The organism is Frondihabitans sp. Leaf304 (assembly GCF_001423105.1).
Lineage (GTDB): Bacteria > Actinomycetota > Actinomycetes > Actinomycetales > Microbacteriaceae > Frondihabitans.
Window position 1 is genome coordinate 1 of sequence record NZ_LMNV01000002.1, and the last position, 22,627, is coordinate 22,627.

Here is a 22,627-nt window from a genome sequence, read left to right on the forward strand (position 1 = left end):
CTTCAGCAACACCTTGAAAGCCACCCCATGACGGGGTGGCTTTCTTGCGTTTAACCCACCAATTAGGTCACCACGATGCAGCTCTCCGCGGGCTGTTAGGCTGGGATCACAACACCACAGCAGGCCCTTCGGTCGACGCGCGCCCACGCCACGTCGCCCGAAGAACGAGTCAGGCGCCATTGAGCCGACTCGTCAGAGACTTTTACCCCGAGGAGAACCCCGTGAGCGAGCGCGACGACGACAACGAGAAGCGTCCGCGACGCGACGACCGCGGATCGGGCTCTGGTTCAGGGTCTGGACGAGGTAACGGGAACGGTGGAGGAGCTAGAGGCCCCGCCGGTGCCGGTTCAGGACGGCCGGGAAGCGATCGCCCGTGGAGTCCCCGTCCGCCACGTGGTGGTTCGGATCGACCCAAACGCGGAGCTTCTGACCGGCCTGCGACTGGTCGCCCCTCGGGGGAGCGGTCTGATACTCGTCGGCCTCCGCGCGGCGACGGCCCCGCAGGAGGTTCGCGGCCTCCGTTCCGCAGCGACGACCGGCCCCAGCGCCCGGGAGAGCGGCCGGAGCGAAGCGGTGGGCGCCCCAGTACGGGTGGCCGACCGACGTCAGGCCGTCCCACGACCGGCGGACGGCCCACGGGTGGGCGCCCGACCGGCGGTCGTCCGGGATCCTCGCGTCCGAACGATCGTGACGACCGCGGAAGCCGCTCCGGCCGCGACTCGCGTGACGGTGGTGGCGAGTGGGAAGACCGCGATCCGCTGGGTCTCCGCTCAGTGCGCCCGCGCCAGTTCGAGCCGCACCTGCCCGATGAGGTGGAGCCGCGCCAGCTCGACAAGGTGGCTCGAGCCGAGCTGAAGACCCTCAGTAAGGAGAACGCCGACTTCGTGGCGCGTCACCTCGTGATGGCCGGCCAGCTGATCGAGGAAGACCCGCAGCTCGCGCACCAGCACGCGCAGGCGGCTGGTCGTCGAGCCGGCCGCGTTGCCGTCGTGCGGGAGACGATCGCCATCACGGCATACGCGCTCGAGGATTACGCGCTGACGCTGCGCGAACTCCGCACATACCGTCGCATCTCGGGCCGGAACGATCAGCTCCCGCTCATGGTCGATAGCGAGCGGGGCCTCGAACGACCCGATAGGGCTCTCGAGCTCGGCCACTCCGTCGATGTCGAGACGCTCGATGTCGGCGTGCGCGTGTCGCTCGCCATCGCCATGTCGGGGGCGCGCCTCGATCTCGACCAGAAAGACGCCGCTCTGCGCGAGCTCGAGATCCCGCAGCTCGATCGTCGTCGCGCGTTCAGCTACAGCCCCGACCTGTTCGACGCCTACGGAACCGTGCTCGAAGAGCTCGGTCGTGAGGCGGAGGCCGCCGAGTGGTACGCCCTGTCACGCCGAGCCAGCGGTGCTCTCTCCGCATCTGATTCTGAGGAAGACCATGAAACTGTCGAGATCGTGGAAGAAGAAATCGAAGGATTCGACGGAGACGACGTCGCAGCCGACGACGAACTCGCAGGATCCGCGGACGACGCCGATGGAGCCGACGCAGCCAGCGACGAACCCCGCGACTGAGCCGCGGTTTCCCCTCGCCGGAGTGGACGTCGTGTTGGCGGACCTCGACGGCGTCGTCTACACCGGCCGGAACGCCATCGACCACGCGGTCGACAGTCTCAACCGGGCGGCCGAGTCGGCTCGCGTCGGCTACATCACGAACAACGCGTCGCGGACCGCCGAGGCGGTGGCGGGCCAGCTCTCGGGCTTCGGGCTGTCGGTGGCTGCCGACGACGTGGTGACGAGCCCGCAGGCCGCCGTCCGTCTTCTGGCGACCGTCGTGGATCCTGGTGCGCTGATTCTCGTCGTCGGGGGAGAAGGGCTGACCACCGTGGTCGAGGCCGCGGGGTATCGAGTCACGCGATCGGCCGACGACGGACCCGACGGTGTCATCCAGGGTTTCTCGCCCGAGGTGGGCTGGAAAGACCTCGCGGAGGCGGCGTTCGCTCTCGCCGCCGACATCCCGTGGGTAGCGACGAACCAGGATTGGACGATTCCGCAGGAGCGAGGCATCGCGCCCGGCAACGGAACGCTGGTCTCGGCAGTGCACACCGCCGTCGGAAAGCTGCCGCTCGTCGCGGGCAAGCCGGAGAAGGCGATCTTCGACGCTGCTCTGGAGCGCTTCTCTGCCTCGAAGCCGCTGTTCATCGGCGACCGCCTCGACACCGACATCATCGGCGCCAACAAGGCGGGGATCCCGTCGGTCTTGGTCTTGTCCGGGATCGACAAGGCGAAGCAGGTGCTGGCCGCCCCGACCGACTCTCGGCCCGATTTCATCCTCGGCGATCTGAGGGAACTCCACGAGGAGTACCCGGCGACGATCGAGACGAAGGATCCGACGGGCGCGCGGGTGTTCGAGGTCCGCTCCGCTCGGGTGAAGTTGCACGGAAACGTGGTCACCGTGCTCGACGAGGGGTCGTCGCCGGTCGATCTGCTTCGTGCCGGCTCGGCCGCGGTGTGGGCCAGCGGCCTGATGATCTACGGGATGGTCGTCGACCCCAAGCTGTACGAGTAGCGCCACGGCGAGCCCTGGGGAGGACGCCCGCGGGTGTCAGGGGCAGACGTTAGTGTGGACGGACCATGAGCGATAGCAGGCAATCCGTCGATGAGCTGATCTCGCGACTGACGGTCATCGACCAGCAGCCGCTCGATCAGCGAGCCGGGGCCTTCTCGCAGATCCACGACGAGCTCCGGGCCACCCTCGAAGACGGTCGCGGCCAGGGCGACCGGTGATGGCGTCGTCGTCACCCGACGAAGCCGGCTCGGCGAGCGAGGTATCGCGACTCGACGTGGCCCTGACATCGCGGGGTCTGGCTCGGTCGCGAACGCATGCGCATCGGATCCTTACCGAGGGTCTTGTGACAGTCGACGGCCGCGCGGTGCTCAAGGCGTCGTTCCCGACCAAGGGTGACGCGACCATCGAGGTCGCGGGCATCGACCACTACGTGAGCCGGGCTGCGCACAAGCTCATCGGGGCCCTCGACGCCTTTGGTGTCGATCCGGCGGGTCGGCACGGCCTCGACGTGGGTGCGTCGACGGGTGGATTCACCCAGGTGCTGCTCGAGCGGGGCGCCGCGTCGGTGATCGCCCTCGACGTGGGGCACGGCCAGCTGGTGACAGCGATCCGGAGCGATCCGCGGGTCTCGGTCGTCGAGGGCAGCAACGCGCGCTATCTCGAGGCCGAGGTGCTTCGTGCGGCATCCGACGACGCCGACCTCATCTCCGTCGTGGTCGGCGACCTCTCGTTCATCTCTCTCACGATGGTGCTGCCAGCGCTCGTGCGCTCGGTAGGGCTCGAGGCCGACTACGTCTTGCTGATCAAACCGCAGTTCGAGGTGGGGCGGCAGGGAATCCGCGAGGGTATCGTCCACGACGCGGGCCTGCGGTCCGACGCCGTCCAGGCGGTTCTCTGGGCTGCTCACGATGTGGGTCTCGGCACCGCCGGCGTCGTGCCGTCGCCCATCGTCGGAACGAACGGCAACCACGAGTACTGCGTGCACCTGAGTGCCCGAGCCGGCACGAATCCGACAGAATGGATCGGTCGGATCGACGAGATGACGAAAGGGTGATCCCATGGAGAGCCAACAGCGGCACATCCTGATCGTCTCGCACACGGGGCGGCGCGATTCGATCGACGCAGCCCTCGACGTCTGCCGAGCCCTCGACGCAGCGGGTCTCGTGCCGGTCTTGCCCCGAGACGAGTTCGACGACATCCGGGCGGCCGAGCCCGCGTTCACGGGCGTGCACCTGCTGGGTGACGACGTGCTCGTCGACGACATCGAATCGGTCATCGTCCTCGGCGGCGACGGGACCATCTTGCGAGCCGCCGAACTCGTGCGCGGCACCCGGGCGCCGATCGTCGGAGTGAACCTCGGCCACGTCGGCTTCCTCGCCGAGAGCGAGCGCGAAGACCTGCACGACACCGTGCAGCGCGTGGTCGCTCACGACTACGAGGTCGAAGAGCGATTCGCGCTCGAGATCGCCGTGATGGTCGACGGGAAGCAGGTCTACGAGACCTGGGCCCTGAACGAGGCCACGGTCGAGAAGGCCTCGCGCGAACGCATGCTCGAGGTCGTCATCGAGGTCGACGGGCGCCCGCTCTCGTCGTTCGGCTGCGACGGCGTGGTCATGTCGACTCCGACCGGCTCGACGGCGTACAACTTCTCGGCCGGCGGGCCCGTCGTGTGGCCGGAGGTCGAGGCGATGATCCTCGTTCCGCTCAGCGCCCACGCACTGTTCGCGCGACCACTCGTCGTCGGGCCCCAGTCCACCTTCGCCGTGGAGGTGCTGAGCCGGACCGACGGCTCAGGCGTGCTCTGGTGCGACGGCCGCCGCGCACACACCCTCGAGCCCGGAGCCCGAGTTGTCGCCCGCCGATCGGCCCAGCCCGTCCGGCTGGCTCGCCTGCGGACGGCGCCGTTCACCGACCGCCTCGTCGCGAAGTTCCACCTGCCGGTCACCGGCTGGAGAGGCCCGCACACCTAAGTGATCGAAGACATCAGCATCCGCGACCTCGGGGTCATCGGGCGAGCCACCCTGCCCCTCGGGCCCGGTTTCACCGCCGTCACCGGCGAGACCGGCGCGGGCAAGACCATGGTCGTCTCGGCGCTGGGGCTCCTGCTCGGGCAGCGTGCCGATGGCGGTGCCGTGCGGTCCGGGAGCGCCCAGGCGGTTGTCGACGGGCGCTGGTCGGTACCCGACGGTGGTCCGGCAGCCGAGCGCGTGCGCGATGCCGGAGGAGACGTCGACGACGGCGAGCTCTTCCTCAGTCGCATCGTCTCGAGCGAGGGGCGAAGTCGAGCAGTCGTCGGCGGTCGATCGGCGCCGGTCGGCGTGCTCGGCGACCTGGCGGAGCACCTCGTCGTGGTGCACGGGCAGTCCGAGCAGATCCGTTTGAAGTCGTCGGCGGCGCAGCGCTCGGCAGTCGATGCCCACGGCGGAAAGAAGCTCGCCGCCGTAAGGGCGAGCTACACCCAGGCCTTCGAGAGCTGGCAGAAGGCGGCACGCGAGCTCGAGACGATCACCGGTGATCGAGATGCTCGATCCGCCGAGGCCGACACCCTCCGCGCCGCTATCGACGAGATCGAACGGGTTGGGCCCACGGCCGGCGAGGACGCCGACCTCGACGCCACCGCCGAGCGCCTGAGCAACGCCGAAGACCTCCGACTCGCAGCCGGCCTCGCGCACGAGGTCCTGTCGACCGACGCGGTCGACGGCACCCGTGACGTCCTGTCGCTGGTCGAAGAGGCGCGCCGCCAGGTCGAGCGGGTGGCGCAGCACGACGCCGAGCTCCAATCGATCGCCGATCTGCTCGCGGAGGTGAGCGTGCAGGTGTCCGACACGTCCGCGCGGTTGTCGAGCTATCTCGGATCCTTGGATGCCGATGTCTCGCGCGAACTCGAGACCGTGCAGGAGCGCCGTGCCGACCTCGGCGCCCTCGTGCGCAAATACGGGCCCACGCTCGACGACGTGATCCAGCTCGTCGCCGACGGATCGGAGCGCCTCGTCGAACTCGACGGTGACGACGATCGAGTGGTCGGTTTGGCCGCGGAGGTCGAGGCACATCGGGCCGCAGCCGAGGAGCTCGCAGGTCGGCTGACGGCGCTCCGCCGCGAATCCGGCGACGATCTCGCGGCGCGAGTGAGCGACGAGCTCGCGGCGCTGGCCATGGCCGGGGCTCAGCTGGTCGTCTCCGTGAGCGACCGAGGAGAGCTCGGTGCATCCGGTGCCGACATCGTCGAGATTCTCCTGCGCCCGCACTCCGGCAGCGAACCGCGGCCCCTCGGCAAGGGTGCGTCGGGCGGCGAGCTCTCGCGCGTGATGCTGGCCATCGAGGTCGTCATGGCTGCGTCGAGCGCCGTGCCGACGTTCGTGTTCGACGAGGTCGACGCCGGCGTGGGCGGCGCGGCCGCCATCGAGATCGGCAGGCGCCTGGCGATGCTGGCGGATCGCGCCCAAGTGATCGTCGTGACGCACCTGGCGCAGGTGGCGGCCTTCGCGACGAACCACCTCCGAGTCGTGAAAGACGCCTCGGGTGAGGTGACCGCCTCCAGCGTGCAGCAGCTCGAAGGCCAGGAGCGTGTCGCCGAGATGGCCCGGCTGCTCTCGGGGCTGCCCGACAGCGAGAGCGGACTCGAGCACGCGCGCGAGCTGCTCGATCTCGCCACCGCCCGTCCGACACGCGCGGGAGTGCGCACCGATACACGGTCGTAACGACCGGAGGCTGTTCGGTGAACCACGAGTGACGTAGGATGGAAGCCCGTGGTGGTCAATCAAAACTCCGGCTCGGTCAACTCGTCAAACGACACGAAGGTCACGAAGCACATCTTCGTCACCGGGGGCGTCGTCTCCTCTCTCGGCAAAGGCCTGACGGCCGCAAGCCTCGGCAATCTGTTGACTGCTCGCGGGCTCCGCGTCGTCATGCAGAAGCTCGACCCGTATCTCAACGTCGACCCGGGAACGATGAACCCGTTCCAGCACGGCGAAGTCTTCGTCACCGATGACGGCGCCGAGACCGACCTCGACATCGGGCACTACGAGCGGTTCCTCGACATCAACCTCAACCAGGGCGCGAACGTCACGACCGGTCAGATCTACTCGACCGTCATCGCCCAGGAGCGCCGGGGCGAGTACCTCGGCGACACCGTGCAGGTCATCCCTCACATCACCGACGAGATCAAGCGTCGCATGCGCCTGCAGGCCTCCGATGAGCCGCAGCCCGACGTCATCATCACCGAGGTCGGCGGCACGGTCGGCGACATCGAGAGCCAGCCGTTCCTCGAGTCGGCCCGTCAGGTGCGTCACGAGCTCGGTCGCAAGAACGTCTTCTTCGTGCACGTGTCGCTGGTCCCGTTCATGGGGGCCTCCGGCGAGCAGAAGACCAAGCCGACGCAGCACTCCGTCGCCGCCCTCCGCGCCATCGGCATCCAGCCCGACGCGCTCGTGCTCCGCAGCGACCGACCGGTCACCGAGTCGAACCGCCGCAAGATCGCGCTGATGTGCGACGTCGACGAAGACGCCGTGGTCAACGCCAAAGACGTGGCCAGCATCTACGAGATCCCCGCCATGCTCAACGAGCAGGGCCTCGACGGCTACATCATCGAGCACCTCGGCCTCGACGAGAAGGCCGGCGCGGTCGACTGGACCGGCTGGAACCCGATTCTCTCGGCCGTCAAAGACCCCAAGCACGAAGTCACGATCGGCCTGGTCGGCAAATACATCGACCTTCCCGACGCCTACCTCTCGGTCACCGAGGCCCTCAAGGCCGGCGGCTTCGCGCACCAGACCAAGGTCGTGCTGCGCTGGATCCCCTCCGACGACTGCGAGACCATCGAGGGCGCCGCGAAGGCGCTCGCCGACGTCGACGGCATCTGCGTTCCCGGCGGGTTCGGCATCCGCGGCATCGAGGGCAAGCTCGGAGCCCTCCGGTTCGCCCGCGAGAACGGCGTCCCGACCCTCGGGCTCTGCCTCGGCCTGCAGTGCATGGTCATCGAATACGCCCGCAACGAGGCCGGCCTCGCCGGGGCATCGTCGTCGGAGTTCGACCCCGATACCGAGTACCCGGTGATCGCCACGATGGCCGAGCAGGTCGACATCATCGCGGGAGGAGACCTCGGCGGAACCATGCGCCTCGGCCTGTACCCGGCAGCGCTGACCGCCGGATCCTTGGCTTCTGAGGTGTACGGCTCGGAGCTCGTCGAAGAGCGCCACCGCCACCGCTACGAGGTCAACAACCACTACCGCGAGCAGATCGCCGACGCCGGCCTGGTCTTCTCCGGCACGTCGCCCGACGGCCAGCTCGTCGAGTACGTCGAGCTCGACCGCGCCGAGCACCCGTACTACATCGGCACCCAGGCGCACCCCGAGCTGCGCTCGCGCCCGAATCACGCGCACCCGCTGTTCTCGGGTCTCGTCGAGGCGGCACTCGACCGTCAGAACGCGACGCGGCTGTTCGAGGTCGCCGAGGCCGAGGGTGCCTGAGGGCGTGCCGTCGACCGGGTCTGATCTGCCGGGCGTGCTCGCCGACGACCCGACCGAGGTGGCCGTCACCCGGTCGGAGGTTGTGTTCGAGGGTGCGGTCTGGAACATCCGGCGAGAGACGTTCGAGTACGGCGGGTCGGCGATCGTCCGCGAATACGTGGCGCACACTGGCGCGGTCGGCGTGCTCGCCCAGGACGACGAGGGGCGGGTGCTGCTGATCAAGCAGTACCGTCACCCGATCCGCTCGCGCGACTGGGAGCTGCCGGCCGGCCTTCTCGACATCCCCGGCGAAGATCCTCTCGTGGCAGCCCAGCGTGAACTCGCCGAAGAGACCGATGTCACGGCCTCCGCGTGGGAGCACCTCATCACCTTCAACACGACGCCCGGTGGCAGCGACGAACAGCTGATCGTCTTTCACGCGACCGGTGTCTCGGCAACGGATGCGGCGTTCGAGCGCGAGGCCGAAGAGGCCGACATCGAGGTGCGCTGGGTGCCGCTCGACGAGATCGTCGACGCTGTGCTGAGCGGAACGGTGCACAACTCGATCCTGTGCGTATCGGCTCTCGCGCTGCAGGCCAAGCTCGCGCGGTAGCTGGTGGATTGGTAGCCGGGAGCTGAGGCACCCCGGGATGGCCAGACAACCCCCGGATGCCGCGGTGATTCTGGCCAAGCGGGGGTGCGCCGGCGTCTGCGCGCCGGCGCGTGAGCGGCAGCGCGTGCGCGTCAGCGCGTGAGCGGCAGCGCGTGCGCTCCGGCGCGCCTAGCCTGGGGGCATGACCTCGAAGCTCGACGACGCCGTGCAGCGCTACCTGCGGCACGTCACGGTCGAGCGCGGTCTCTCGCCGCACACGGTGGCTGCGTATCGGCGCGACCTCGCGCTGTACGCGACATTCCTCGAGGAGGCGGGCATCCAGGATCCTGCCCTCGTCGATTCGATGCTCGTCGCGGGCTTTCCGGCCGCGCTCGCCACCCGCGAGGTGCCGCTCGCCGCATCGTCGGTGGCGCGCGCGCTGTCGAGTGTGAAAGGGCTGCACCGGTTCATCGCCGAGGAGGGCCTGGTCGCCGACGACGTGACCACGAAGGCGCGACCACCGAAGCTGCCGTCGCGGCTGCCGAAGGCGATCACCGTGGCGCAGGTCGAGGCGTTGCTCGCAGCGACCGACGGCGACGAGCCGACACGGCTCCGTGACAAGGCTCTGCTCGAGTTGCTCTACGCGACCGGCGCTCGCGTGACCGAGGCGGTGTCGCTCAACGTCGACGATGTGATCGAAGGCGACGTGGTGCGGCTGTTCGGCAAGGGCGGCAAACAGCGGATCGTACCGCTCGGCAGCTACGCCCGGCGGGCCCTCGATGCCTACCTGGTGCGGGCGAGGCCGATCTTCTCGGTGCGGGGGACCGCGACTCCCGCTCTGTTTCTCGGAACACGCGGGGCTCGGGTGTCTCGGCAGAACGCCTGGTTGATCATCCAAGCGGCGGCGTCCCGGGCGCAGCTCGGATTCGAGGTGTCGCCGCACACGCTCCGGCACTCGTTCGCGACGCACCTGCTCGAGGGCGGGGCGGACGTGCGCGTGGTGCAGGAGCTGCTCGGGCACGCGTCGGTGGCGACGACGCAGATCTACACGCTCGTGACCGCGGATGCGCTGCGCGACGCCTACGGGCAGGCGCACCCGCGAGCACGGTGGGCACCGGGGGAGAAGGAGGCGCGGGCTGGGCTGGCCGAGCGGGCCGGTGTCGCCTCGGCAGGAGCCGCTGCGGGGTAGTCCTGTGCTGAGGAGCGGGAAGCAGGTCGACTCTCTGTCAGACGGGCATCTCGTGCCCGAACTCCCTCGGGGTTAGACGGGCCTCCTTTAGACAGGGCGAGGCAACCCGGGCTGGGCAGGACGCGCCGGTAGGATTACCCCCGTGAGTACGACGCCGAAATCGACCGAGGCCCCTTCCGCGGAGAGCCCGGCCGTCGAGATGGGGCCGACCGGCCGACCCCGCACGGCCTTTCCGGTGCCGGCCGAGCTTCAGAGCCACGGCCCCGCCCGCATCATCTCGCTCTGCAACCAGAAGGGTGGCGTCGGCAAGACGACGACGACCATCAACCTCGGCGCTTCGCTCGCCGAGTACGGCCGCAAGGTGCTCGCCGTCGACTTCGACCCGCAGGGTGCCTTGAGCGCGGGCCTCGGCGTGCAGACCCACGACGTGCCCACGGTGTACGACCTGCTGATCGGCACGGTCAAGGATCCCCACGAGGTCATCCAGGGCACCAATGTGCCGGGGCTCGACGTCATCCCGGCGAACATCGACCTCTCCGCCGCCGAGGTGCACCTCGTCAATGAGGTGGCTCGCGAGCAGATCCTCGCCCGAGTGCTGCGGAAGGTTCGCGACGACTATGACGTGATCCTCGTCGACTGCCAGCCGTCGCTCGGAATCCTGACCGTGAATGCGCTCACCGCGGCCCACGGGGTGCTGATCCCGCTCGAGTGCGAGTTCTTCGCCCTGCGCGGTGTCGCCCTGCTCGTCGAGACCATCGACAAGGTGCGCGACCGGCTAAACGAAGACATCGAGCTCGACGGCATCCTGCCGACCATGTACGACTCGCGCACGTTGCACAGCCGCGAGGTGCTCGAGCGGGTCGTCGACGCATTCGGCGATCGGGTACTCGAGACGGTCATCACCCGGACGGTGAAGTTCCCTGACGCCTCCGTGGCCGCAAGCCCGATCAATCAGTTCGCGCCGTCGCATCCGGCTGCCGAGGCATATCGCCAGCTGGCCAGAGAGCTCATCGCCCGTGGCGCCGCAGCCTAGCGACTCCACTCTCGATGCCGGCGTCGCCTCCGACGTCGAGCCATCGACCGACCAGGCGTTCACGCTGCGTCTCGACAACTTCTCCGGCCCCTTCGACCTTCTCCTCTCGCTGATCACCAAACGCGAGATGGACATCACCGAGATCGCGTTGAGCGAGGTGACCGACGAGTTCCTGTCGTACCTCCGCGGGCTCGACTCCGACGAGGAGCTCGACAAGGCCAGCGAGTTCCTGGTGGTCGCCGCCACCCTCCTCGACCTTAAGGTCGCCGGACTCCTTCCGCAGGGGGAGCTCGTCGACGCCGAAGACGTCGCGCTGCTCGAAGCGCGCGATCTGCTTTTCGCACGCCTCCTGCAGTACCGCGCGTTCAAGCAAGCGGCCGAGTGGTTCGCGACTCGCGGTGAGGCCGAGGGCGATCGACATGCCCGGAGCGTCCGTCTCGAACAGAAGTACCGCGTGTCGACGCCCGAACTCGTCTGGACCCTGTCGGTCGACGACTTCGCGGCCATCGCGGCGATGGCGTTGACGCCGAAAGAGGCCCCCACCGTCGGGCTCGACCACCTGCACGCGCCTCTCGTGAGCATTCGCGAGCAGGCCGCCATCGTCGTGTCGATGCTCCGACGCGGTGCCGTGCTGAGCTTCCGCGAGTTGATCGATGGGGTCGACGTGAAGGGGGTTGTCGTGGCGCGGTTCCTCGCGATCCTCGAGCTGTACCGCCACGCGTCGCTGAGCTTCGAACAGCTCGAACCCCTCGGCGAGCTCACCATCCGCTGGACCGCCGAGCACTGGACCGAAGAGAACCTCGCCAACCTGGGGGCCGACTATGACGGATGATGCAGCGCAGACCGACGCCGCGTTCGTTGACGGCCAGGCCCTTCCGACGCCGGGCGTGCCGATCGCTCGCACGCTCGAAGCGATCCTCATGGTCGCCGACGAGCCCCAGAGTCTCGTCTCGCTGGCCACAGCCATCGGGGCGCCTGTCGCGGCCGTCCGCCAGGCGATCGATTCGCTCGTGGCCGACTTCGACGGGGTCGACCAGGGCGACGGCGCACCGACGACCCGCCGCGGCTTCGAGCTGCGCGAGGTCGGCGGCGGCTGGCGGTTCTACGTCCGCGAAGAGTTCGACCCGATCGTCCGCGACTTCGTGCTGACGCAGAACCCGACCCGGCTCTCGCAGGCCGCACTCGAGACGCTCGCGGTGATCGCCTACAAGCAGCCGATCACCCGAGGCGCCATCGCTCAGATCCGTGCGGTCAACGTCGACAGCGTCGTCCGTACGCTGCTCGGACGCGGACTCATCACCGAATCGTTCACCGACGCCGAGACCGGCGCCATCAACTACGAGACGACCGAGTTGCTGCTGACGCACCTCGGCGTCAACTCCCTCGACGAGCTGCCGCTGATCTCACCGCTGCTCGCCGATGGGCAGGAAGGTTTCGACAATGGCCGATAACGACACCACTCCAGGATCCGAGGCGGCGCCGCAGGGCGAGCGCCTCCAGAAGGTCATGGCGGCGGCGGGTATTGCCAGCCGACGTGTCTCCGAAGACTTGATCGCCGCCGGCCGCGTCACGGTCAACGGCGAGGTCGTCACCTCCGCCGGGCGTCGAGTCGACCCCGCGGTCGACAAGGTCGTCGTCGACGGTCAGGCCGTGCAGCTCGACCCCACCCGGCGCTACCTGATGCTGAACAAGCCGGTCGGCGTCGTGTCGAGCCTGCGCGACGAGCGCGGACGCCCCGACCTCACCGAGTTCACGCGCCACTACCCCGAGCGGCTCTTCAACGTCGGCCGACTCGATGCCGAGACGAGCGGTCTGCTGATCCTGACGAACGACGGCGAGCTGGCGCACATTCTCGCGCACCCGTCGTTCGGGGTGACCAAGACGTACATCGCCAAGGTCGAGGGATCGATCACACCGACCACGGCGAAGAAGCTCGTCGCGGGCATCGACCTCGACGACGGGCCCATCACAGCCGACTCGGCGCGGGTCGTCGACCGTGGCACCGGGCAGGCGGGTGGCACGAGCATCGTCGAGATCACCCTGCACTCCGGCCGTAACCGCATCGTTCGGCGCATGCTCGACGCGGTCGGGCACCCGGTCGTCGACCTCGTGCGTCGCCAGTTCGGCCCGCTTCACCTCGGTTCGCTTCGAGTCGGCGAGGTGCGCGACCTGACTCGCGACGAGCTCGGCGACATCCTGACGATCGCGCGCGACGCCGGGGTCGGAGCAGCCGAGCCGTCCGCGGTCGCGGCAGCCGCCGTGCAGGAGAGCATGGACGACAGCGGGGTCGAACTCGTGGCGGATGTCGACGACGACGTCGCGGAGTCGGAGAAGGAGTACTACGACGAAGACGACGAGGAGTACGAGCCCGATCTCGATGCGCGCGAGGAGAGCCGTCGCGGCCGGACGAGCGCGCAGGGGGGCAACGGTCAGAACGGCAGTGGGCAGGGTGGTGTCGGCGGTGGAGCCGGGCAGGCCGACCGCCGCGAGCCCAAGAAGCAGTACGACAGCGACGGCAACCGCCGTGTGGCCGTCAACGGCGACGTGACCGGGGGTCGCGCGCCGGCGCCGAGCCGACGATCGCAGGTGCGCCGTCAGCAGGAGGAGCGCCGACGAGGTAGCGGCCGGTGAGCTCGACGCACGAGGGAGCTCACGAGCATAAGCGACTCGTCGGTCCCGTCCGCATCGTCGGCTCCGGCCTTCTCGGCGCGAGCATCGGCCTCGGCCTCCGGCAGCAGGGCGTCGAGGTCATCCTCGACGACGCCTCGCCGTCGGCCCGCCGCCTGGCGATCGACTACGGCGCAGGCCGTGCGCCCGCAGACGGAGACGAGCCGACCCTGATCGTCGTGTGCGTTCCCCCGGATGTCACAGCCGACATCGTCGTGCGCGAGCTCGCCGACTACCCGAACGCCCTCGTCACCGACGTCGCGAGCGTCAAGGTCGAGCCGCTCCGCGAGCTGGAGCGTCGTGGCGCCGACGTCTCGCGCTACATCGGCTCGCACCCCATGGCCGGGCGTGAACGCGGCGGTCCCATCTCGGCGCGCGCCGACCTCTTCGTCGGACGCCCCTGGGTGATCGCCGGCCACGACGCCATCAGCTACCGCGCCGCGGCCGCTCTCGAAGACCTCGTGCTCGACCTCGGAGCCACCCCGATCGAGATGACGCCGGAAGAGCACGATCGCGGGGTGGCGGTCGTCTCGCACGCGCCCCAGGTGGTCGCCTCGCTCATGGCGGCACGGCTCGGAGATGCCCCGGACGCCTCGCTCGGCCTGGCGGGGCAGGGCGTCAGGGACGTCACACGGATCGCGGCCAGCGACGCCGGCCTGTGGGTGCAGATCCTCGGGGCGAATGCCGGCCACGTCGAAACCGTGCTCCGGGCGCTGCGGGACGATCTCGACGGCGTGATCTCCGCCCTCTCGGCCCCGTCGGATCCTGGGTCGCTGCGCGCGATCGCCGAGACCATCGGCCGCGGCAACACGGGTGTCGCCCGCCTGCCCGGTAAGCACGGTCAGAGCACCGTCTTCACGCGGGTGGTCGTCATGGTCGACGACACCCCGGGCCAGCTCGGGCGACTGTTCACCGAGATGGGCGAAGCCGGCATCAACCTCGAAGACCTCCGTCTCGAGCACTCGCCCGGCGCACAGTTCGGCCTCGCCGAAGTGAGCGTCGTGCCCGAACACGAAGAACGACTGATCGACGAACTCGTCCGGCGCGGCTGGACCATTGCAGGAGCACAGGCATGACGAACCCCGACCTTCCCGAGACCTCCGAAGAGCTACGCGACTTCAAAGCGGACCTCCTCTCGCGGTATCGCTCGAGCAGCCTCTACCGACCCGTCGTCGTAGCCGTCGACGGCCCCGCGGGCAGCGGCAAGTCGAGCGTCAGCCGGGCGACGGCGGTGGCCCTCGGCTTCGATTACCAAGACACCGGTGCGGCCTACCGGGCGTTCGCCCTGCATGCGGTGCGGTCGGGTGCCGACCTGTCTGACGCTGCGGCCGTCGTCGCGGTCATTTCGACGTTCGACTACGAGATCGGCACCGATCCGGGTGACTACTTCGTCCGGATCTCAGGATCCGACGTGACCGACGAGATCCGGACGCCCCAGGTCACGCAGTCGGTCGCCTCCGTCTCGAAGCTCCCCGAGGTGCGGAGTCACCTGGTCGAGGTGTTCCGCGGCATCATCGCCGGCACCGAGAAGCCCGGCATCGTGACCGAGGGGCGCGACATCACGACGGTCGTCGCGCCGGATGCGCAGGTGCGGATCCTGCTCACGGCCACCGAAGAGGCTAGAATGGCCAGGCGTTCCGCAGAGATCACGGGGCAGAGTGCCGAAGAAACTGCCCGGCAGCTGTCGAAGAGAGATCAGCAGGACAGCAAGGTGGTCGACTTCATGACAGCCGCAGAAGGCGTCACGACCCTCGATTCCACTCATCTCGACTTCGATCAGACCGTCTCGGCCATGGTCGAGCTCGTCCGTTCCACTGCCACGGCGCCCGCGCCCCAGGCATGACCGGAGAGCACCCACGTAGCTAGGAGCCACCATGGCGAACGACAAAGACAGCGCCTCTTCGGGCGACCGCGATTTTCCTGAGTTCGACGACTCGATGGCCGATCGCCTCGCGACCCTCGACGACGTCGACGCGGAGCAGCGCGCATCTGCCCTGCGTCAGGGGCTGACCGACTACGAGCTCGACGACGAAGACCTCGATGTGCTCGAAGCGGGCGAGTGGGATCCCAACGCGATCACCTACGCTCCCGCCCTACCGGTGCTCGCGATCGTCGGTCGACCCAACGTCGGCAAGTCGCAGCTCGTCAACCGCATCATCGGCCGCCGCGAGGCCGTCGTCGAAGACAAGCCGGGTGTCACCCGCGACCGCGTCTCGTACAAGGCCGAGTGGGCCGGGCGCCGCTACACGATCGTCGACACCGGCGGGTGGGAGCCCGACGCCCTCGGCATCGACGCCTCCGTCGCCATGCAGGCCGAGATCGCCGTCGACCTGGCTGACGCCGTCCTCTTCGTCGTCGACGTCAACGTCGGTGCCACGTCGACCGACGAGCACGTCGTCCGCATGCTGCGCGCCACCCACAAGCCCGTGATCCTCGTGGCCAACAAGACCGACGACGACCGCAAGGCGATCCAGGCCTCCGAGCTCTGGAGCCTCGGCCTCGGTGAGCCGTTCCCCGTCTCGGCGCTGCACGGCCGCGGCGTCGCCGACCTCCTCGACAAGGCGATGGCCACGCTGCCCGCCGTGTCGAAGGTCGCCAAAGAAGAGATCGGCGGGCCCCGCCGTGTCGCCATCCTCGGCCGCCCGAACGTCGGCAAGTCGTCGCTGCTCAACCGCGCCGCGGGTGAAGAGCGAGTCGTCGTCAACGAGATGGCCGGCACGACCCGCGACCCGGTCGACGAGCAGGTGTCGATCGGCGGTCGCATCTGGACTTTCGTCGACACCGCCGGAATTCGCAAGCGCGTCCACCTGCAGCAGGGTGCCGACTTCTACGCGTCGCTCCGCACCTCGGCCGCGCTCGAAAAGGCCGAGGTCGCCGTCGTCGTGCTCGACGTCACCGAGCCCATCTCGACTCAAGACCTCCGCATCATCGACCTCGTGCTCGAGTCCGGCCGAGCACTCGTGCTGGCCTTCAACAAGTGGGACCTCCTCGACGACGACCGCCGCCGCTACCTCGAGCGCGAGATCGATCAAGACCTCGACCACGTCTCGTGGGCCCCGCGCGTCAACATCTCGGCCAAGACCGGCCGCCACCTCGAGAAGCTCGTGCCCGCGCTCGAGCTCGCTCTCGAGTCGTGGGACACCCGCGTGCCCACCGGCAAGTTCAACGCTCTGCTCGCCGAACTCACGCAGGAGCACCCGCACCCCGTCCGCGGAGGCAAGCAGCCTCGGATCCTGTTCGGCACCCAGGCGGCCAACCGCCCGCCCACGTTCGTGCTGTTCACGACCGGGTTCCTCGACCCGCAGTACCGCCGGTTCATCACGCGTCGTCTGCGCGAGATCTTCGGGTTCGAGGGCACGCCGATCACGGTGAACATGCGAGTGCGCGAGAAGCGCAAGCGCTCCTGATCTCTGGAATGGCGGTCGGCGTCGTTCACCGGGAGTGGCAAGCGCCTTCGGCGATGCAGAGCCGACGCCTGCCACGTTCTGAAGGGCCGCTGACGCGGCCAGGGGCGGGGAGGGCTCGTCGTCTGGGATGATAGGCGTATGGCCACCGCATCGACGCCACCGCCCGGTACGCTGGGCGCACTCGTCGATCGGCTGTTCGCCACGTTCCGCGTCGACCGTCTCGCCGGAGGGCGGCAGCACGCCTACGTCGTGCGCGAAGACATGCGTCGGCACCCGCGCACGGTGCGGTCGTTCAAGGCGATTCGCTGGCTCCTCGTCGGCGAGACGGTGGTCGGCCTCGCGGCGGTCGTGATCGCGACAGTGCTCGCGTCGCACGGTGTGCACGTGCCGTGGGCCGTCTGGTTCCGGTCGACGGTGGTGCTCCTGATCACGCTCTCGCTGTACGTGTTCGCGTGGCGGGCCCAGCTCGGCTACTACTGGGCGTTTGCGCGGCTGCGGCTGTTCTCGCGGATCTTTCCGCTGGTGACGGTGGTGGTGGCGAGTTTTCCGGGGCTGTACCCGACGTGGATGGTGATCGAGCAGCTCGTGTTCTCGGGGCTGATGGTCGCGATCGCGGTCGTGCTGTCGAACCCGCACCTGCGCACGGTGTTCCCGGCTCCGGTGCGGCGCGGCTCGCGGAAAAGCGTTTAGTCGCGATTCGCAGGTTTAGTCGCGCCATACCGCGACTAAACCCGCGAAACGCGACTAGGCGGTGGGCCCCGACGGCGTCGCACCTCAGGCACGCGTTACTAACCGAATCACGCATCGCTCGACGAATAAACGGTTCGCGACGCGTGAAACGGCTAGCGAGACCGGGCGCGCGCGGCGGGGCTAGGCCGAGGGGCGGACGAGAGTCACCCGCGACGCCGGGATGGACGCACCGCCAGCCGTGGCGAACGTCAGGTACACCGGGTCGCCAGTGTGGGAGTCGAGGTAGCGGATCCTTGTGCCGGAGTCGACGGGGAGGTGATCGGCGCCCCATCGCCCCAGAGCCGCGAGGACCGGCGCCAGCTCACGGCCGGCGTCGGTGAGGACGTACTCGTCGCGCTCGCGCTCGCCGGGGTCGCGATAGGTCTGGCGGACGAGCACGCCGCAGTCGACCAGGGTGGCCAACCGCGCGGTGAGGATGTCGGGGGAGACGCCGAGGGAGGCGCGGAACTCGGAGAAGCGGGAGCGGCCGAGGAACGCGTCGCGCACGATCATGAGGGCCCAGCGCTCGCCGAGGACGTCGAGGCTGCGGGCGATCCCGCAGGTGGGATCGGGGCACGCGCGTGGTGACATGCCACCCACCCTACCTCAGTTGGGTTTTCGTAGCCAGCCTGCTACTGTCGCGTCATGCCCGCTTCGACCCGTCAGCCCACGTCTGATCGCCTGGCCTTCTGGACGTGTGCGGCCGTGCTCGCCCTCGCCCTCTGGACGAGCGGTGCGGCGACCCCCGTCTACCCGCTGTACACGGCCGACTGGAACCTCACCCCGCTGCTGACGACGTCGATCTTCGCCGTCTACCCGCTGGTGCTCGTGGTCGTGCTGCTCGTCTTCGGCGACCTGAGCGACACCATCGGGCGGAGGGCCAGCATCCTGCTCGGAGTCGCAGCGTCGATCATCGGCGTGCTGCTGTTCGCGGTCGCGCCGAACGTCGGCTGGCTGCTCGTCGGGCGAGCCTTCATGGGCCTCGGCGTCGGACTCTCGCTCAGCCCCGCCACGGCGAAGATGATCGACATCGCCGGGCCCGCGAACTCGGCCCGGACCGGCGCCATCAGCACCGCCTCGACCGCCGTCGGGCTCGTCTTCGCGACGCTGCTCGGAGGTGCGCTCGTGCAGTACGCGCCGTTCCCGCTGCACCTGACCTACTGGATCCTGCTCGCGGTCGAGGCCGTCGTGCTCGTCTTCGTCTGGCGGGTCGGCCGCGACCGACCCGCGGAGGCCGGTCGCTGGAAGCCGCACGGCATCAGCGTGCCGCGCTCGCTCTGGGGAGCCGTGGCCGCCGCAGCCGTCTGCATCAGTGCCGCGTATGCGCTCGGTGCGGTCGTGCTCTCGCTCGGCGCCTCGATCGGCAAGCAGCTGATTGGAAGTGACAACGCGTTCGTGACCGGCGCCATCATCGCGCTCTCGATGGGAGTGATCGGCGTCGTGGCTCTCGCGTCGCGCCGCCTGCCGCTCGTCGTCGCCACGCCGGTCGCGTTCGTGGCCACGGTGCTCGCCTTTGCGTCGCTCGTCGCGGCCGGATCGTTGCATTCGCTCGGGCTGTTCCTGGCCTTCTGTGTGCTCGGCGGGGTCGGCTACAGCCTGTTCTTTGCGGCCGGCCTGCAGATCGTCAGCCGCTTCGCGCCGGCTCACCATCGCGCCGGAACCCTCTCGGCCGTCTACCTCGTCGCCTACCTCGTGCAGGGTGCCGCCGCGCTCTGGCTGGGGGCGGAGGCCACGGCAGGAGGACTCGAGCACGCCGTCGACCTCGGAGCGCCGGTGATCGCCGGGCTGGCACTGGTCGCGCTGGTCGCGGTCGTGATGCTGGCGGTGCCGCGGCGCGGGGCCGGGGCGGCGGCGGGTGGGTCGGCGCGAACGTGAGAGCGATCTCGCCTGCGAGTCACATCGCTTACCGCGGGGAGGCGGGCGCCGGGGTGGATCGCTCGCAAATGTGCGAGGGGAAGGGGCGGGACGAGGATCCGGCACGGCCCCGCTGACAGAACGGCAGGCGGGGCCACCGAACCGGCACCCGACCGCAGTCGCCGCTCCGAGTACGGTCGGGGCCACCACCCGCCGCGCCGCCGAAGGAGCACCGTTGCCTACGCATCCCCTCGAGCCCCTGTCCGCCGACGAGATCTCGGGGGTGTCTCGGATCCTGAAGCGCGATCAGGGACTCCTGAACTCCGCACGGTTCGTCTTCATCGAGACGTTCGATCCGCCGAAGTCGGTCGTCGTCGACTGGCAGCCGGGTGACGCCTGGGATCGGCAGGGGTTCGCAGTGATCCGCGAGACCGCCGAGCACGCCACCTACGAGGCGATCGTGTCGCTGACCGAGGATCGGGTCGTCTCGTACGAACACATCGAAGGCGTGCAGCCGCCCATTACCGTCGAGGAGTTCGACAAGTCGGAGGAGCTCGTCCGGGCCGACGTGCGCTGGCAGGAGGCCATGAGGCTCCGCGGCGTCGAGGACTTCGACAGCGCCATGATCGACAAGTGGTCGTCGGGCTACACCGGCGAGAACGATGCGCCTACCCGCAGACTCGCGCGACTGCTGACGTTCGTGCGGCGCGGCCAGTACGACAACGGCTACGCCCACCCCGTCGAGGGACTGATCGTCACGATCGACATGGACACGTGGGAGGTGCTCGAGGTCACCGACCACGGAGTCGTGCCGCTGCCGCCGACGAACGGCAACTTCGAAGAGGCGCTCTGGTCACGCGAAGGTCAGTACCCGCCGCACGATGCGGCGCGAGCGCCGATGAAGCCCATCGAGATAAGTCAGCCCGAAGGATCCAGCGTCGAGCTCGACGGACACAGCCTCAGCTGGGGCCCCTGGCGGCTCCAGGTCGGCTACACGCCGCGCGAGGGCGTCGTGCTGCAAGACGTGCGGTACCTCGACCACGGGAAGCTGCGGCCGATCCTCTACCGCGGATCGGTGTCGGAGATGTACGTGCCCTACGCCGACCCAGCCGCGACGCACTGGAACAAGAACGTCTTCGACGAGGGCGAGTACGGGCTCGGTGTGCTCGCCAACTCGCTGGAGCTCGGCTGCGACTGCGTCGGCGAGATCCTGTACCTCGACGCCGTGGTCAACGATCAGGACGGGTCGCCGCTGGTGATCCCGAACGGCATCTGCATTCACGAGGAAGACGCCGGTATCGGCTGGAAGCACACCGAATACCGCGACGGCCGAGGCGAGGTGCGCCGCAACCGCCGACTCGTCATCTCGTTCTTCGTCACCGTCGGCAACTACGACTACGGCTTCTACTGGAACATCCACCTCGACGGGTCGATCGAGCTCGAAGTGAAGCTCACCGGCATCATCTCGACCGGAGCCTTGCTGCCCGGAGCCGTAGCACCCGGTGACGAGCCCGGGTTCGGGTCGCTCGTGGCGCCGCAGCTCTACGGGCCGCACCACCAGCACTTCTTCTCGGTGCGCCTCGACATGCAGGTCGACGGGCAGCGGAACAACATCTCGGAGCTGAACTCGGCGGGGGTGCCGGCCGGTCCGTCGAACCCGTGGGGGAGTGCGTGGCAGGTCGAGCGGACGCACTTGACGTCGGAGTCGACTGCCGCACGGGAGGCGTCGCCGCAGACCGCGCGAACGTGGATCGTCACCTCGTCCGACACCGTCAACGGCATCGGCGGCCGCCCCGGCTACCTCATCGAGCCGGGAGCCGCGGCGCCGTTCTTCGCCCTGCCGGGGTCGCAGCAGCGGGAGCGAGGGGCCTTCGCGACGAAGCAGCTCTGGGTCACGGCGTTTGAGCCGCGCGAGCGCTATGCGGCCGGCGAGTACATCGCGCAGCAGCCGGTCGACCAGGGAGTGTCGCGGTTCATCGAAGGCGATCGGCCGCTCGTCGACGCCGACCTCGTCTGCTGGTACACGGTCGGCGTGCACCACGTCGTGCGCCCCGAGGACTGGCCGGTCATGCCCGTGGCCCGGGCCGGATTCCACCTCAAGCCGGTCGGGTTCTTCGACGGAAACCCGATGCTCGACCTGCCGATGGAGCCGATGGGGGATCACTGCGCGCACCACGAGTGAGGGGCTGTGTGCGCGGCGGTGGTGCTCGGCGCGGGCACCCTGTGTGGCCGGGCGGCGGCGCGGCGGTGGCGCTCGGCAGTGGGGTGCGTCGCTGGGGCGCGGATCGACCTGAGGTGGGAGGACGCCGACCTAGTCGACGCTGGGGGCGCGCGTGAGCGTCACGATGGTGCTCCCGGCTTGCGATAACTCGATTGTGTCGTCGTGATTGCGGAAGGTGGCGGTATACGTCTCGACCGTTCCCGTCTGTGAGACCTTCAGCGTGAAGCCGCCACGGTCAGCTGTGCCCGTGATCTGGCACATGCCCGGCTTCGCGATCTCTTTCATTGTGCTGCCGGTGTAGAGCATGTTCGTGCAGTTGCCGTCGTCGCTGATGGTCTTGTTGGGCGAGCCGTCGGAGGCCTTCCAGACGCCGGCGATGTCGGGGTAGCTGGTGGAGCAGCCGGTGAGGCCGAGAGCTAAGGATCCGACGGTGGCGGCGACAAGGACGACGAGCTTCTTCTGCACGGGGCGGCTTTCGATCTGGGGGTTCCAGGCTAGCGCTGGTGTGGGGTGCGGTGAGTGCTGCTGGCTGGGGTTGCCGCGGTTGTCTCTGGGGGGTCGGTGTTTCTTTTTCCTGATTGACTCTGGGGTCAATTGCGGGTCGGGTGCTGCGGCGGCTGGGCTCGGCTGGGGTGGGGTGAGCTCGGCCGGCTCGCGTCTCGACCGTAAAAGCGTCACCCGACCGTGAATAAACGCGGTCGGATGACGCAAACGCGGTCGGGGGGCCTCGGATCTCGCGGGTGGTTCGTGGGAGGCCGCTCGGTCGGGTATGCTTGTCCGGTTGCCTCGGTCGGGGCAACACCGGATTACATCGGCTGTTCCTCACGGTTCAGACGGAGTCATCTCGGGCTGTGGCGCAGCTTGGTAGCGCACTTGACTGGGGGTCAAGGGGTCGCAGGTTCAAATCCTGTCAGCCCGACCAGTGTGGA

20 protein-coding genes, 1 tRNA gene and 1 pseudogene are annotated in these 22,627 nt (G+C 68.8%); 20 read left to right on the plus strand and 2 right to left on the minus strand.

Translation table 11 applies throughout. The features are described from left to right. Nucleotides 1-773 precede the first annotated feature (773 nt). From ASF54_RS00005 to ASF54_RS00080, 17 genes and pseudogenes are all read left to right on the plus strand, one after another. Nucleotides 774-1,568 (plus strand): hypothetical protein, encoded by a 795-nt coding sequence (locus ASF54_RS00005; protein WP_055957243.1) that lies wholly within the window; start codon nucleotides 774-776, stop codon nucleotides 1,566-1,568. Next, nucleotides 1,531-2,562, plus strand: coding sequence for an HAD-IIA family hydrolase (locus ASF54_RS00010; RefSeq protein WP_055957246.1), 1,032 nt, complete (start codon nucleotides 1,531-1,533; stop codon nucleotides 2,560-2,562). Before ASF54_RS00005 ends, ASF54_RS00010 begins: the two co-directional genes overlap by 38 nt. Before the next feature lie 65 nt (nucleotides 2,563-2,627). Further along, the gene (locus tag ASF54_RS16710) at nucleotides 2,628-2,780 is read left to right on the plus strand and encodes a hypothetical protein (protein WP_194606605.1); all 153 of its coding nucleotides are present in this window, start codon (nucleotides 2,628-2,630) and stop codon (nucleotides 2,778-2,780) included. Beyond that, on the plus strand, nucleotides 2,780-3,616 hold the full coding sequence (locus ASF54_RS00015) for a TlyA family RNA methyltransferase (RefSeq protein ID WP_055957249.1): 837 nt from the start codon (nucleotides 2,780-2,782) through the stop codon (nucleotides 3,614-3,616). The genes ASF54_RS16710 and ASF54_RS00015 overlap by 1 nt, the downstream gene beginning before the upstream one ends. Nucleotides 3,617-3,620: 4 nt before the next feature. Further along, nucleotides 3,621-4,532: an NAD kinase gene (locus ASF54_RS00020; protein WP_055957251.1), complete on the plus strand. Its 912-nt coding sequence runs from the start codon at nucleotides 3,621-3,623 to the stop codon at nucleotides 4,530-4,532. After that, nucleotides 4,533-6,260, plus strand: a complete 1,728-nt coding sequence (recN, locus tag ASF54_RS00025; protein ID WP_055957254.1) for a DNA repair protein RecN — start codon at nucleotides 4,533-4,535, stop codon at nucleotides 6,258-6,260. 48 nt (nucleotides 6,261-6,308) lie between these two features. Next, nucleotides 6,309-8,027: a CTP synthase gene (locus tag ASF54_RS00030; protein WP_326934232.1), complete on the plus strand. Its 1,719-nt coding sequence runs from the start codon at nucleotides 6,309-6,311 to the stop codon at nucleotides 8,025-8,027. 4 nt (nucleotides 8,028-8,031) lie between these two features. Beyond that, complete coding sequence (locus ASF54_RS00035) at nucleotides 8,032-8,619, plus strand: NUDIX domain-containing protein (protein WP_235480888.1); 588 nt, start codon at nucleotides 8,032-8,034, stop codon at nucleotides 8,617-8,619. Nucleotides 8,620-8,800: 181 nt separating this feature from the next. Continuing rightward, nucleotides 8,801-9,787 (plus strand): site-specific tyrosine recombinase XerD, encoded by a 987-nt coding sequence (xerD, locus tag ASF54_RS00040; protein WP_084815827.1) that lies wholly within the window; start codon nucleotides 8,801-8,803, stop codon nucleotides 9,785-9,787. Between the two features lie 199 nt (nucleotides 9,788-9,986). Then, entirely contained in the window at nucleotides 9,987-10,820 is an 834-nt protein-coding gene (locus tag ASF54_RS00045; RefSeq protein ID WP_055961731.1) for a ParA family protein, read from the plus strand. Continuing rightward, complete coding sequence (locus ASF54_RS00050) at nucleotides 10,804-11,652, plus strand: segregation and condensation protein A (protein ID WP_055957257.1); 849 nt, start codon at nucleotides 10,804-10,806, stop codon at nucleotides 11,650-11,652. The genes ASF54_RS00045 and ASF54_RS00050 overlap by 17 nt, the downstream gene beginning before the upstream one ends. Continuing rightward, nucleotides 11,642-12,271: an SMC-Scp complex subunit ScpB gene (scpB, locus tag ASF54_RS00055; RefSeq protein WP_055957259.1), complete on the plus strand. Its 630-nt coding sequence runs from the start codon at nucleotides 11,642-11,644 to the stop codon at nucleotides 12,269-12,271. Before ASF54_RS00050 ends, scpB begins: the two co-directional genes overlap by 11 nt. Beyond that, nucleotides 12,261-13,038 (plus strand): annotated as a pseudogene (locus tag ASF54_RS00060) (pseudouridine synthase); the annotation flags it as partial. The gene scpB and the pseudogene ASF54_RS00060, both read left to right, overlap by 11 nt. Before the next feature lie 409 nt (nucleotides 13,039-13,447). Then, nucleotides 13,448-14,563 carry a prephenate dehydrogenase gene (locus tag ASF54_RS00065; RefSeq protein ID WP_055957262.1) on the plus strand — a complete coding sequence of 372 codons (1,116 nt, stop codon included), beginning with the start codon at nucleotides 13,448-13,450 and terminating at the stop codon, nucleotides 14,561-14,563. Further along, entirely contained in the window at nucleotides 14,560-15,330 is a 771-nt protein-coding gene (gene cmk / locus ASF54_RS00070) for a (d)CMP kinase (RefSeq protein ID WP_084815829.1), read from the plus strand. The genes ASF54_RS00065 and cmk overlap by 4 nt, the downstream gene beginning before the upstream one ends. 94 nt (nucleotides 15,331-15,424) lie before the next feature. Next, a complete protein-coding gene (gene der / locus ASF54_RS00075) occupies nucleotides 15,425-16,894 on the plus strand; it encodes a ribosome biogenesis GTPase Der (RefSeq protein WP_370275193.1) in 1,470 nt (489 codons plus the stop codon). Between the two features lie 138 nt (nucleotides 16,895-17,032). Next, nucleotides 17,033-17,584: a hypothetical protein gene (locus ASF54_RS00080; RefSeq protein ID WP_055957268.1), complete on the plus strand. Its 552-nt coding sequence runs from the start codon at nucleotides 17,033-17,035 to the stop codon at nucleotides 17,582-17,584. 180 nt (nucleotides 17,585-17,764) lie between these two features. On the opposite strand, the gene ASF54_RS00085 is transcribed toward ASF54_RS00080, so the two are convergent. Further along, a complete protein-coding gene (locus ASF54_RS00085) occupies nucleotides 17,765-18,214 on the minus strand; it encodes a winged helix-turn-helix transcriptional regulator (protein WP_055957270.1) in 450 nt (149 codons plus the stop codon). A 54-nt stretch (nucleotides 18,215-18,268) separates the two neighbouring features. Here ASF54_RS00085 and ASF54_RS00090 point away from each other — a divergent pair, with 54 nt between their 5' ends. Together ASF54_RS00090 and ASF54_RS00095 are read left to right on the plus strand one after the other, a co-directional pair. Beyond that, nucleotides 18,269-19,498, plus strand: a complete 1,230-nt coding sequence (locus ASF54_RS00090) for an MFS transporter (RefSeq protein WP_084815830.1) — start codon at nucleotides 18,269-18,271, stop codon at nucleotides 19,496-19,498. Nucleotides 19,499-19,568: 70 nt separating this feature from the next. Beyond that, entirely contained in the window at nucleotides 19,569-21,659 is a 2,091-nt protein-coding gene (locus ASF54_RS00095; protein ID WP_268760960.1) for a primary-amine oxidase, read from the plus strand. Between the two features lie 129 nt (nucleotides 21,660-21,788). Here ASF54_RS00095 and ASF54_RS00100 read toward each other — a convergent pair whose 3' ends face one another. Then, a complete protein-coding gene (locus ASF54_RS00100; protein WP_055957278.1) occupies nucleotides 21,789-22,163 on the minus strand; it encodes a hypothetical protein in 375 nt (124 codons plus the stop codon). Nucleotides 22,164-22,543: 380 nt separating this feature from the next. Between ASF54_RS00100 and ASF54_RS00105 the strand changes: the two genes are divergently transcribed. Next, nucleotides 22,544-22,620: transfer RNA gene (locus ASF54_RS00105), tRNA-Pro, on the plus strand. Nucleotides 22,621-22,627 lie beyond the last annotated feature (7 nt).